This window comes from Nocardioides sp. (assembly GCF_051876515.1).
Classification (GTDB): Bacteria; Actinomycetota; Actinomycetes; order Propionibacteriales; family Nocardioidaceae; genus Nocardioides.
In genome coordinates this window covers 17,853-31,065 of record NZ_JBJEHY010000149.1, presented here as the reverse complement: position 1 = coordinate 31,065, position 13,213 = coordinate 17,853, and the positions used below count along the sequence as shown (strand labels likewise).

The 13,213-nt window shown below is 74.3% G+C and carries 4 protein-coding genes; all 4 read right to left on the bottom strand.

Annotated elements, in window-relative coordinates; all coding sequences use genetic code 11:
- Positions 1-827 (bottom strand): alpha/beta fold hydrolase (locus tag ACI379_RS11385; protein ID WP_439792207.1); only part of this gene is annotated, 827 nt, incomplete at its 3' end.
- A 3-nt stretch (positions 828-830) separates the two neighbouring features.
- A complete protein-coding gene (locus tag ACI379_RS11380; RefSeq protein WP_439792206.1) occupies positions 831-1,160 on the bottom strand; it encodes a hypothetical protein in 330 nt (109 codons plus the stop codon).
- A complete protein-coding gene (locus tag ACI379_RS11375; RefSeq protein ID WP_439792205.1) occupies positions 1,126-5,826 on the bottom strand; it encodes a beta-ketoacyl synthase N-terminal-like domain-containing protein in 4,701 nt (1,566 codons plus the stop codon). Before ACI379_RS11375 ends, ACI379_RS11380 begins: the two co-directional genes overlap by 35 nt.
- A complete protein-coding gene (locus ACI379_RS11370) occupies positions 5,823-13,205 on the bottom strand; it encodes an SDR family NAD(P)-dependent oxidoreductase (RefSeq protein ID WP_439792204.1) in 7,383 nt (2,460 codons plus the stop codon). The genes ACI379_RS11375 and ACI379_RS11370 overlap by 4 nt, the downstream gene beginning before the upstream one ends.
- Positions 13,206-13,213 lie beyond the last annotated feature (8 nt).

The following is a 13,213-nucleotide window of genomic DNA, read 5'->3' as shown; positions in this document are numbered from 1 at the left end:
TTGGCGCCGGCGGCCTCCACCTCGGCGGCGTCCTCGAACTCGACCCCCGCGACCCGGCGCATCCACGCGTACGCCCGCGCCTTGATCAGCGCGGAGTTCTCGATGAGCAGCGAGTGCGAGGCGTCCGGGACGATCTCCAGGGTGCAGTCGGGCAGCTTGGCCTCCAGCTCGCGGGCGCGGTCGAGGATGTCGGACTCGGAGCCGTAGATCGCGAACACCGGGCAGGTGATCTCCTCCAGCCAGTCGATCGGCCGCTCCACCTTGAGGTCGTCGATCAGCGTGGTGCCGAAGAAGAGCTTCTCGGTGCGCTTGGCCAGACGGGACGTCTTCCGGTCGGCCTCGTTCTCGAGGTACGCGCGGACGGCCACCTCGTCGAGACCGAACGCCGCCAGCGCCAGCGTGCCCGCCATCTGCTCGCCCCACCCGGGCACCGAGAAGTGCGCCTCGATGAGGAACAGGCTGGCCACCTTCTCCGGGTGCCGCTTCGCCAGCGCCAGCCCGACCACGCAGCCGAACGAGTTGCCGAAGAAGTGGATCGGCTCGTCGATGCCCCACGCGTCCAGCAGCCCGAGCAGGTCGTCGACGTTGTCGTCGACGCTGTAGCCCGAGTCGGGGATCTCCGTACGGCCGTGGCCGCGCATGTCGACCAGGTGCATGTCGCACTGCTTGGCCATCGGGTGCGCGAGTGTGTAGAACCAGCTCGACAGGTTGTCGATCACCAGGCCGTGCAGCATGACCGCCTTGGGCCGCTTGACCGGCGAGTCGGAGTCGCCGCCGCCGAGCACCTGGACGTGGAACTTCAGGCCGTTCGACTCGATGTACGGCACCGCTCAGTCCTCCTGCAGGGACGACACCACGAAGTCGACGACCTGCCCGGCGGTCAGCGCGACCACCTGGTCGAGCTCCATGCCGGCCATCCAGCTGACGAAGTCGACCCGCTCGCCGTACTCGGCCAGCAGCATCTCGGCGAGTGCGACGAACTCGATGCTCTCCAGCTGCAGGTCGTCGTTGAACGAGGTGTCCATGCTCATTGGCTCGTCGAGCAGCAGGTCGTCGCCGACGACCTCCACGAGGATCCGTTCGAGGTCGGTGAGCACCTGCTCGGGGGTCGGGACCGCCGTGGTCTCAGCGGGGCTGGGGTGCGTGCTCTGTCCAGGCAACGACGTACTCCTCTGGTGAGTGGGGCGGGACCCCGGCGGTGCCGCCGGGGCCTTCAGGTGCGGTCAGGGTTGAGGTCGGCGTGCTCGTACGACCGGGACCGGACACCACCGTGGTGGCGACCCAGCGGCCCGCGACGTACAACCTCTCGCCGTCGACCTGCGTGACGGCGATGTCCTTGGGGCGGAAGCCGAGCCCGGTGCCGTTCGCCTTCGCGACGGCCTCCTTCGCGGCCCACCAGCGGGTCAGCTCGAGGTCGCGCCGGGCAGGGTCGGTGGAGCCGGCGAGCACCTGCGCGAGCAGGGCCCGCTCGTCGGTGCCGAGCGAGGTCGCCTCGAACGTCTCCGAGCGCTCGGCGACGCGCTCGACGTCGATCCCGGTGTCGCGACCCTCGGCGGCGTACGCGACCCCGACGCCGCCGCTGTGCGCGATCGACAGGCGCACGTCGCGCCCGGCGAGGCGGTCGGTCACGGGCGAGGTGACGTACGGCTGGCCGGAGTCGGCGTTGGCGACGACGAGCTCTGCGGGGAAGCAGTCGGGCGTGCCCCCGCCGGCCAGCAGGTCGCGCACGGCGTCCTTGGCGGCGATCCTTCCCAGCAGGTGGGCGCGCTGGGCGCGGGGGTTGAGGGCCCAGTGCCCGGGGCGCTCGGCCTGCCCGAGGAAGCGCCGCATCACGACCTCGCGCGAGGCGGAGTCGGGCCACCCCTCGCGGACCAGGTGCCAGCCGCCGGGCTGCGCCTCGGCCAGCAGGTGGTCCGAGGGGCCGCGCAGCAGGGCGAAGAGCCGGTCGTCGCTCTGGAAGCGGCGGTCCTCCCAGCCGGTGATGCGGCACCACACCTGCCCGTCGACGACCAGCTCGAGGTCGGCGCGCACGTGCTGCTCGGCGAGCTCGGTGCAGTGCACGACGCAGTCGACGCTCTCGCCCGGCTCGGGGTGCGGTCCGAAGAACTCGAACCGCTCCACCGACGTCGGCAGCACCAGCCGGTCGCGGTCGACGCGCGTGGCCACCCACAGCCCGAACAGCTGCCCGGCGTTGTCGAGCAGGGCGCCCGGCGCGGACTGGCTCTCCAGCTCGCCCGAGGCGCCGTCGTCGGCGAAGTGGTCGAGGCTGCGCAGGCCCTGGTACTCGGGGCCGTGGAACAGGTGGCAGTCGGCGTACACGCGCTCCAGCGGCGGCGGGTCGAGGCGGCCGGTGAGGGTGCGCCGGTCGGCCATCGGCGGCGTCGGGTAGGCGGGGCCCAGCAGGACGACCGCGCGGGCGTGGCCCTCGATGGAGGTCCGTACGACCGTCACGCCGTCGGTGCGCGCGGCGGTCGCCTCGACGTCGACGCTCGCGCGGAACCGGGCGTCGACGGCCGGCTCCACGGCCAGCCACTTGAACGCCCGCACGTTCTCGATCGCCACGGTCCGGGTGCCGGGCACCAACGCCTCGGCCTCCTCGGCCATCATCTCGATGAGGCCGGTCAGCGGCACCAGCGGGAACCGGTCCTCCAGCACGTCCCAGCCCGCGCGCTGCGGGTAGAAGGCGTGGTCGGCCCAGTACGGCTGCTCCGCGACGCTGAGGTGGCGCACGGTCTCCCGCGACCCCTCGGCGGTTGAGCTCGCCCCGGTGGTTGAGCTCGCCTCGGTGGTTGACCCTGTCGAAACCCCCGGGCCCGCGGGCCGTCGTACGAACCGCCGCACGCCCGGCGCGAGGGTGATCGGCTTCGGGTCCTTGGCGGCCTCCAGCACGTCGGCCGCGGCGGCGGTGGCCTCGTCGAGGGTCGCCTTGAAGGCGTCGTGCCACACGGTGGCGGTCTCGACGGGCTCGACCGCCGGGCGCCCGGTCTCGACGGGCTCGACCCGGGAGGGCTCGACCGCCGGGCGCGTGGGCAGGTCCAACGGCGCAAGTCCGCGTACGAGGGGGGAGCCGAGGCGCAGGGGCGTCCCGGTCTCGACAGGCTCGACCACCGAGGCGGGCTCGACCACCGTCCCGACGGGTGGGGTCGTGAGGGCGTCGAGATCGACCTCGCGGCCGGCCGACCAGAGCGCCACGGCGACGCGCAGCAGCTGGTCCATCCCCGTACGACGCTCGGTGTGGGCCGGCACCGACACCACGTCGGCCTCGCGCAGCGTGTCGTCGAGGAACCCGGTCAGGCTGCCCACGCCGACCTGGACGAAGCCGCGCACGCCCTCGTCGTGCAGGCGCTCCACCAGCTCGCGGAACCGGACCTTCTCCACCAGGTGCAGCGACGACAGGGCGCGGATCTCGTCCGGGTCGTCCGGGTACGGGGCCGCCGAGGTCGCCGACCACAGCCGCGGGGAGGCGGGGGAGAACTCGATCGCCGAGAACTGCTCGGAGAGCCGCTCCACGAACGGCGCGAACAGCGGCGAGTGGAAGCCGGAGCGGAACGGCATCGTCTGCGCCATCACGTGGTGGTGCTTGGCGCGGTCGAGGATGACCGCGGCGTCCGCCTCGGGGGCGCAGACCACCGACTGGTGCGGGCAGTTGTCGTGCGACACGTGCGCGTCGGGCAGGTCGGCGACGATCCGCTCCGCCATGTCGGCCCCGGCACCCAGCGCCACGAAGACCACGTCGGGGACCTCGATCCCGCCGGGACGCAGGTCGGAGAGGAAAGCCTCCACCGCGTCCTCGGCCACCATCGAGGAGACCACCTGGCCGGTCCACTCGCCGAGGCTGTGCCCGGCGATCTCGTCCGGGCGTACGGCGAGCCGGTCCAGGGCGGAGGTCAGCAGGCGCCCGAGGGCGAGGATGCCGCGCCCCTGCTCCTGCAGCTCGTCGGTCGACGGGGCGTCGACGGTGCTGCCCCCGCCGCCGGGCAGGTCGGTGGCGGCCAGCCCGAAGTGGGCGGCCACGTCGGAGACGTCGGCGCTGAAGCCGGGCTCGACGCCGGGGTACAGGAACGCCAGCCGCCCCTCGCGGAGCACGCCGACCGGGTCGAACCAGACGTCGTTGCGGCCCCGGAACGCGGTGCCGCGCGCCAGCACCTTCGCGGCCAGGGTGAGGCGGCGGCTGTCCGGCGCCACGATCGCCAGACGAGCCGGTCCGCCGGTCGGCACCGGGCGTACGCGCAGCGCCTCGGGGGTCAGGTCGTCCTCGCGGAGCCGGTCCAGCTGGGCGATCAGGTCGGCGGTGTCGGGGCCGGCGAGCAGCAGGACGGGGTCCCCGACCGGTTCCGTCACGGTCTGGGCGACGGGCTCCGACCGGGGGGTCGCCAGGACCGGGTCGACGGCACCGACGGTGCCTCCCGGCGCCTCGCCGAGCACCACGTGGGCGTTGATCCCGCCGAAGCCGAACGCGTTGACCCCGGCCAGCCGTACGCCGTCGGACTCCCACGGCTCGGCCTCCGTGACGAGCCGGAACCGGGTGTCGGCGACGGCGGCGTTCGGCTCCTCGACGTGCAGCGTCGGGGGCAGGGTGCGGTGGTGCAGCGCCAGCGCCGTCTTGATCAGCCCGGCCGCACCGGCGGCCGGCATGGCGTGACCGATCATCGACTTGATCGACCCCAGCCCGGCGCGGGGGCGGGAGTCGGGGCCGCCGAAGACGGCCCGCAGCGTCTCGAGCTCCGTACGGTCGCCCAGCGGGGTCGCGGTGCCGTGCGCCTCGACCAGGCCCACGTGGGCGGGGTCGAGACCGCTGGCCCGCCACGCCGCCTCGACGGCCAGGGTCTGGCCGTCGGCCTGCGGGCTCATCAGGGACGAGGCGCGGCCGTCGCTGGCCACACCGGTGCCGCGGATGACGGCGTACACGCGGTCGCCGTCGCGCAGCGCGTCGGAGAGGCGGCGCAGCGCCAGGATGCCGGTGCCCTCGCCGACGAGGATGCCGTCGGCGGCCTCGCTGAACGGGCGGATCCCGCCGCTGGGCGACAGGGCCCGCAGCTGCGAGAAGACGCTCCACAGGGTCAGGTCGTGGCAGTGGTGCACCCCGCCGGCCAGCACCAGGTCGGCCTGGCCGGACAGCAGCTGGGCGACCCCCTGGTCGACCGCGATCAGCGACGACGCGCAGGCGGCGTCGACGGTGTACGCGGGGCCGCGGAAGTCGAAGCGGTTCGCGATCCGGGAGGCGGCCAGGTTGGGGACCAGCCCGATCGACCCCTCGGGACGCTCGGGTCCCAGGGCGTCCTGGAACTCCTCCTTCACCCGCCGGATCCGGTCCTCGCCGAGGTCGGGCAGCAGCTGGGCGAGGACGGTGGCGAGCTGGTTGGCCGTACGCACCCGCTGGTCCAGACGCGCGACGCCGTCGCCGACGTAGCCGCCGCGACCCAGCACGACCGACACCTTGCGCGGGTCCAGCCGCTCGTGGACGTCGCCCGCGTCGGACAGCGCCGCCCGGGCCGCGCCGAGGGCCAGCAGCTGGTCGGGCTCGCACGACTCAGCGGTGACCGGCATGATCCCGAACGCCAACGGGTCGAAGGTCGCGACGTCGTCGACGAAGCCGCCGCGGCGGCAGTAGAACCGGTCGGCTGCCTTGGCGTCCGCGTCGAAGAAGAGCGGGTCCCAGCGACCCGGCGGGACCTCGCTGATCGCGTCCACCCCGGCCACCACGTTGCGCCACAGGGCGTCCGCGGTGGCGGCCCCCGGGAAGACGCCGGCCACGCCGACGATGGCGACGGCGTCCCCCTCCGCGGGGGCGCCGGCGCCGCTGGTGGTCGAGGTGTGCAGGGTCACCGGGTCAGGGCTCCCGTGGCGCCTGGCCGCACCGGGGGCGCGAACGCCGCCGGGTCACCCGTCATGACGACGAACTGCGAGGCGTCCAGCGAGCCGCTCAGGGCGGTCAGCAGCGCGGCCGCTCCGTCGGCGGGGTCCACCAGACCGATGCCGCGGCGGGCGTACTCTCGCTCGAGGTCGGCCGAGACCATGCCGCCGCCGCCCCACGGACCCCAGTCGAGCGCGATCACGCGGCAGCCGTGGCGGCCGTCGTGGGTGCGGGCCAGGGTGTCGAGCGCGTCGTTGCCGGCGGAGTAGTCGGACTGTCCACGGTTGCCGAACACGCCGCTGACGGAGCCGAACAGCACCACCATGCGGGTGCCCTCCTGGCGGGCCAGGATCGTGCGGGCGCCGTCAACCTTGGTGCCGTACACGCCGTCGAACCCGGCGTCGGTCTTGTCGGCGATGAACCGGTCGTCGAGGACACCGGCGCCGTGGACGACCACGTCGAGGCGCCCGTAGCGGCGGCGCACGTCGTCGAGGGCGTCTCCGAACTCGGCGGCCCGGACGTCGACCGCGACGTACTCCACCGACGCGGCCAGCTCACCGAGGGCGGCGAGGGTGCCCCGGATCTCGCGGTCGGCCGCGATCCGGGTGCAGGCCGCCTCGATCTCGGCGGGGGTACGCAGCTCGCCGATCGCCAGCAGTGCCCGGCGCAGGTCGGCGGTGGTGCCCGCCTCGGCCAGGCGCGGGTCCTCCTCGCCCGGCAGCGCCGAGCGGCCCACCAGGACCAGTCGGCAGCCCGTCGCAGCCGCGATGTCGGCGGCCACCCGTGCGGTGATGCCGCGGGCCCCGCCGGTCAGCAGCACCACCGACTCCGCGTCCAAGGGGAGCGAGTCGGGGGCCGAGGCGGGGGTCGGCTCGCCGGTGATCCGGGTGGTGCGCTGCCCGCCGGCCCACGAGACCGACAGCGGTGCCTCGTGGTCGAGGAGCTCGTCGACCACGATCGCCGCCAGCGCGGTGACGTCGCCGGCGAGGTCACCGGCCTCGATCTCGACGGAGCGGACCAGCTTGTCGGTCTTCTCGCGGGCCGCCGAGCGGAGCAGGCCGGGTACGCCGGTCGGGGTGCCGTCGGGGTGCACGGCCGGACCCACGGTCAGCACCCGCGTGGCGCGTCCCAGCAGGGCGGGGCGCAGGTGCATGAAGACCGAACGCGCGTCGCCGGTGCCCGCCGTCGTGGACAGGTCGACGAGCACGTCGACGTCCGCGAGCAGGGCGGCGGCCTGGCCGTCGTGGTCCTCACGGACGTCCAGCGCCGTCAGCAGGGTCACGGACGCGCCCCGCTCGGCGAGCGCGTGGCCCAGCGCGTCGGAGAGCGCGTCGTCCCCGATGAGTACGGCGGCCTGCTGGCCGGCGAGGTCGCCGATCGGCAGGGTCGGGCCGAGGGGTTCGACGATCACCTCGCGCAGGGCGGCGCGGCCCAGGTCGGGGGTCGAGTCGGGTCCCCCGGTGGTTGAGCTTGTCGAAACCGGGGTGTCGACAGGCTCAACCACCGTGGTGCTGGTGGTTGAGCTGGTCGACACTGCATCGCCCGTCGGCACCAGGTTCTCCTCGAGCCATCCGACGACGGCGCGCAGGGTCTTGTGCTTGGCGAGCTCCTCGACGAGGGCCTCGTCGGGTTCGCCTCCGGAGAGGGAGTCGCCCAGCCCGAGGGTGTCGGCGAGCTCGCCGACGATCTCGAGTCGCTTGATGGAGTCGATGGAGAGGTCGGCCTCGAGGTCGAGGTCGGGCTCGAGCATGTCGACGGGGTAGCCGGTGCGGTCGGCGACGACCTGCTGCACCGCGGCCAGGAGCTCGTCGGTGGTCATCGTGGTCGCCGCAGGCGCGGAGGTCCCGACAGGCTCGGAGGTCTCGACAGGCTCGACCGGTGGAGCAGTGCCCGTCGGCACGAGGTTCTCCTCGAGCCATCCGACGACGGCGCGCAGGGTCTTGTGCTTGGCGAGCTCCTCGACGAGGGCCTCGTCGGGTTCGCCTCCGGAGAGGGAGTCGCCCAGCCCGAGGGTGTCGGCGAGCTCGCCGACGATCTCGAGTCGCTTGATGGAGTCGATGGAGAGGTCGGCCTCGAGGTCGAGGTCGGGCTCGAGCATGTCGACGGGGTAGCCGGTGCGGTCGGCGACGACCTGCTGCACCGCTGCCATCAGGTCGGCCGTGGTGAGGCGGGTCTCGACCGGCGACGGACCGCTGGTTGAGCTGGTCGACACAGGGGTCTCGACAGGCTCGACCACCGGGGTGACCGGCTCGACCCGCGCGACCACGGCCTGGACGGGCTGCACCAGCGGGGCCGCGTCGTGGTCGTACGCCGCGGACGCCGGCAGCTCCGCGCCGAGGTAGCGCAGCATCACGTCACGCTCGGCGGCGACCAGCTGGCGCACCGACCGCAGGTACTCGTGCACGACGGCGCCGGGATCGGTGCCGTACCCGCCCTGGGACCAGTCGTCGGTGGGGTGGTTCATGGGGGCTCCCGAGGTCGAGGGAAGGCTGGACGGCGCGAGGTCGGGCAACGTGTCGGCCGGCTGGAGACTGTTGGGCAGGACGGTCCCGTCGGCGCGGCGCACCAGGGCGCCGTCGACGGTCCACCCGGGGGTGGCCACCGGCAGGGAGGCCAGGTCGAGGCGCTGGGCGCGTCCCTCGAACAGCATCGAGGGGTCGATCTCGACGCCTGCGCCGGCCAGCTCGGCCAACGCGAGCAGGAACCGGCGCAGGCCGGACTCGCCGGAGGCGTCGCAGGCGATCGCGGTGTGGGGACGGTCGCCGAGGATCTTGCCGACCGATCCGGTGAGGACGCGGCCGGGGCCGGCCTCGACGAAGACGCGCACGCCGGCGGCGTACATCGACTCGACCTGCTCGACGAACCGGACACCCTCGGTGACCTGGTCGACCAGCAGGCGTCCGACGGCGGCGTCGTCGCCGACGGGGTACGGCTCAGCGGTCACGTTGGACCACACGGGGATCCGCGGAGCCCGCAGGTCGAGCGGGGCGATCCTCTCGGCCAGGCGCTGCCCGGCCGTCGCGATCAGAGGGCTGTGGAACGCGCACGCCACCGGCAGCAGGGTGGCCCGGACACCGCGGGCGCCCCACGCCTGGACCGCGGCCCGTACGTCGGCCGTCGGACCGGCGAGCACGACCTGCTTGGGCGAGTTGTGGTTGGCCACCACGAGCGTCGGGAACTCCGCGGCGAGCGCGCGCACCTCGTCGATCGGCAGGGCGAGGGCCGCCATCGTGCCCGGGTCGCCGCCGCTGGCCTCGACCGCCTGCAGGACGGACTCGCCGCGGGCGGCGCTGAGCTCGATGAGCGTGGCCTCGTCGTACGCCCCGGCCGCCGCGAGGGCGGCGAGCTCGCCGTAGCTGTGGCCACCGGCGGCAGCGGGCTCGACACCGGCCCGGCGCAGCAGCCGCGTCATCGCCATCGAGGCCAGGCCCAGTGTCGGCTGGGCGACGTCGGTGGCGGTGATCGCTGCCTGCTGCGCGGCCCGCTCCTCGCGGGTGAACGCCTTCGGCGGGAACAGCGCGGGCAGGTAGCGCTCGCCGGCGCGCAGCAGGTCGTCCAGGCCGCCGAACGTCACGAACAGCTCCGACAGCATCCCGGGTCGCTGGCTGCCCTGGCCGGGGTACAGGAACCCGACCACCGGGGCAGGCTCGACCGCCTGGGCGGGCTCCTGCACGTAGACGCCCTCGCGTGCGTCGGTGCCGCCGGCGACCCGGGACAGCTGGACGGCCAGGTGCTCGAGCGAGTCGGCGACCAGGGCGACGCGTACGGGGCCGGAGCCGGTCGCCGCCACCGTCGCCGCGAGGTCGCGCAGCCTGTGCCGCTGGCCGGCCGGGTCGACCGCGAGGACCTGGGCCACCTTGTCGGCCAGGTCGCTGGCCGCGCTGCGGGCCTCGTCCAGCGTGCGTCCGCGGAAGCAGAACAGCTCGCTGCTCCACTGCACGGCACCGAACGGCGCCCGGTCGTCCGCGTCGTACGAGGAGACGACGGCGTGGAAGTTGGTGCCGCCGAAACCGAACGCGCTCACCCCGGCGCGGCGCTGCTCGGCGGGCCACGGCTGCGGCGCGTCGAGGAAGCGGAACGGGCTGGTGGTGGCGTCGTAGTACGGGTTCGGGTCGTTGAGGTTGATCGTGGGCGGCAGGACGCCGTGGTGCACGGCCTTGACGACCTTGATCAGCCCGGCGAGACCGGCGGAGCACTTGGTGTGCCCGATCTGCGACTTGACCGACCCGAGCACCGCGGAACCCGGCTCCGCGCCCGCCTCGGCGAACAGCTCGGTCAGGGTCGCCATCTCGGTCTTGTCGCCGACCACCGTGCCGGTGCCGTGCGCCTCGACCAGGGTGATGTCGGTGGCAGCGAGCCCCGACTGCTCCAGGGCGCGTACGACGGCCCGCTGCTGGCCCTCCTTGCGCGGTGCGGTCAGGCCCAGGTGGCGGCCGTCGCTGGAACCGGCCACGGCGTCGATGAGCGCGTAGATCCGGTCGCCGTCACGCTCGGCGTCCACGCGGCGCTTGAGCACCACGCAGGCGATGCCCTCGCCGAGCGCGATGCCGTCGGCGTTCCCGTCGAAGGTGCGGCAGCGGCCGCTCGGCGACAGGGCGTGCACGGAGGAGAACATGAGGTAGTCGTTGAGGCCGTTGTGCAGGTCCGCGCCGCCGACCAGGACCAGGTCCGAGGTGCCCGCGACCAGCTCCTTGCAGCCGGCGTCGAGGGCCGCCAGCGACGAGGCGCACGCAGCGTCGACGGTGTAGTTGACCCCGCCGAGGTCGAGCCGGTTCGCGATGCGCCCCGCGATCACGTTGGCCAGGACGCCGGGGAACGAGTCCTCGGTGAGCTTGGGCAGCCACCCCTCCAGCTCGGCGGGCACGGCGCCGTCGAACAGCTGCGGCAGCCACGCGCGGATCCCGTACATGCCCGACAGGTCGTTGCCGGACTCGGCACCGAAGACCACCGAGGCGCGGGCCCGGTCGAAGGCACGGGTGGCGTACCCGGCGTCGGCCAGCGCACGGGCCGCGACCTCCAGGCTGAGCAGCTGCACCGGCTCCACGGCGGCCAGCGCAGCGGGCGGGATGCCGTACGCCAGGGGGTCGAAGCCGACGGGGTCGAGGAAGCCGCCCCACTTCGAGGGGCTCTTGACGCCCGCCTTGCCGTCGTACGCGTCGGCGTCGTAGTAGAGGTCGGTGTTCCAGCGCGACGCCGGCACCTCGGTGACCGCGTCACGGGCCGCGAGCACGTCGGCCCAGAACCCCTCGGTGTCGGTCGAGCCCGGCAGCAGGGAGGCGAGACCGACGACGGCGACGTCGAGCGGGTCGACCTCGCGCTCGCGGACGCTCACCCGCTCGGGGGTCCCGAGCCACTCGCCGGAGCCGCGGGAGACCTCGTCGTGCAGGTCGGCGACCGTGGTCGCCCGGTCCCGCAGGGTGGCGACCTCGCCGATCATGTACATGCCCTCGGCGAGCTGGCGCTCCACCTCGACCATGGTCAGCCCCTGCTCCTCGCGGACCAGGCCCTTGGACGCGATCCGCAGCCGGCCCAGGTTGAGCTGCTCCAGCTCGGCCCAGCGCTCCTGCGCGGGCACCTCGGCGTCGACGAGCTCGGACTTGCGCTGCTCGAAGGCGCGCACGAAGTCGGTCTCCACGCACCGGGTGGCGTGCCCCGGCGCGGTCTCCACCAGCGAGGTGGTGGAGCACTGCACGGCGACGTCCTGGAAGGTCTGCTCCACCGCACCGCCGGAGACGGCCTCGGCGGTGAACAGGTACGCGGTGCCCATGAGGACGCCGACCTTGGCGCCCCGTGCGGCCAGCGGCGCGAGAGCCGCCGCGGCCATCGCCGCCGAGCGGGCGTCGTGGATGCCGCCTGCCAGCAGGACGTGCAGGTTCTCGACGTCCTTGACCTCCGCGAGCCGGGCGAGCTGCGCCTCCCACAGGACGAAGGAGGACAGCGGTCCCACGTGGCCGCCGCACTCGCGGCCCTCGAAGACGAACTTGCGGGCGCCGTCCTTGAGGAAGCGGTCGAGCAGGCCGATCGAGGGGACGTGCAGGTAGCTGGTGATGCCGTCGGTCTCGAGGTCCGCGGACTGGCTGGGCCGTCCGCCGGCGACGAGCGCGAAGCCCGGGGCCACCTCCCTGACCACGGCCAGCTGCTCGGCGAGGAGCTCGGCGGGGGCGAAGCCGAGCACGCCCACGCCCCACGGCTTGTCGCCGAGCAGGTCGCGGGTCTGCTCGAGCAGGGCGCGTACCTCGTGCCCGGGCATCAGGGCGAGCGCGAGGAACGGCAGCGCGCCGCCGCCCGCGACCGCATCGGCGAAGCCCGCGGTGTCGCTGACCCGCGTCATCGGGCCCTGGGCGATCGGGTACGTCGTGCCGTGCGCCTGCGCGAGGGCCGCGCCCGGCGCCAACGGGTGGATCTCCGCGGCCGTACGGAGGTGGTCGCGCACCGCGGCGCGCAGCCCCTGCACGAGACCGCCGACGGTGACGTGCTCGGCGGCGAGGCGGGAGGCCGATGCGCCGTCCTGGCCCCAGGGGAGGAGGTCGGCGCGCAGGTCCGCGCCGAGTCGGGCGGCGACGTCAGCGGCGGGGGTGTCGTCGGGCAGGGCGGCGACGGGGAGGTCGGGGCGGGTGAAGAGGCGGTGGCCGCCCACCACGCGGGTCTGGGAGCCGTCCATGCCGGCGAGTGCCTGGCGGGCCTCGGGGGCCAGCGACGACTCGCGCAGCAGGCCGGTCTGCACGTCGACGACCACGCCGACGGCTCCGCCGGCGACCGCGGCGGCAGCCGTGTGCGGCCCGATGCCGCCGCGTACCCAGACGGGGACGCCCAGGCCGACGACCTGCTGCAGCAGGATGCTCGCCTCGGTCGGGCCGACCCGTCCGCCGGCCTCGCGGCCCGACGCCAGGAGGCCGTCGGCCCCGGCGGCGACCGCGGCGCGTGCCTCCTCGGCGGAGACGACCTGGACCAGGACGGTGCCGGCGACGGTGCGCCAGGCGGCGACCTCGGCCGTACGGTCGGCGGTGAGCACGACGGTGGTGGCCTGGGGGCCGTCGGCCGGGGGCGGTGGCTCGGTGCCGGTCAGGTGGGCGGGGGACAGGTGGGCGGGCGTGAGGCCGCGACCCGGCCGCAGCCAGTACGCCTCGACCCGGCGGCGGCGGAGGTCGGGCAGGGCACGCGCGAGCGCCTCGCTGTCGGCGACGTCGAGCAGGCCGTACGCGCCCGCGCGCGCGGCGGCCGCGACCAGACGGGGGTTGGCTCCGGCGCAGGGGTCGGCAACGACGACCTGGCACAGGTCCTCGTGGGACGCCGCGCTGGTGCCGCTCCTGGTGGTTCCTCGGTTGTCCGTGCTCGGTGAATCTGACGACATCGGCGGTC

What these genes read in the sequence shown, in the direction of transcription:
- ACI379_RS11370 (WP_439792204.1), bottom strand. Translation starts at nt 13,205, where the DNA reads ATGTCGTCAGATTCACCGAGCACGGACAACCGAGGAACCACCAGGAGC.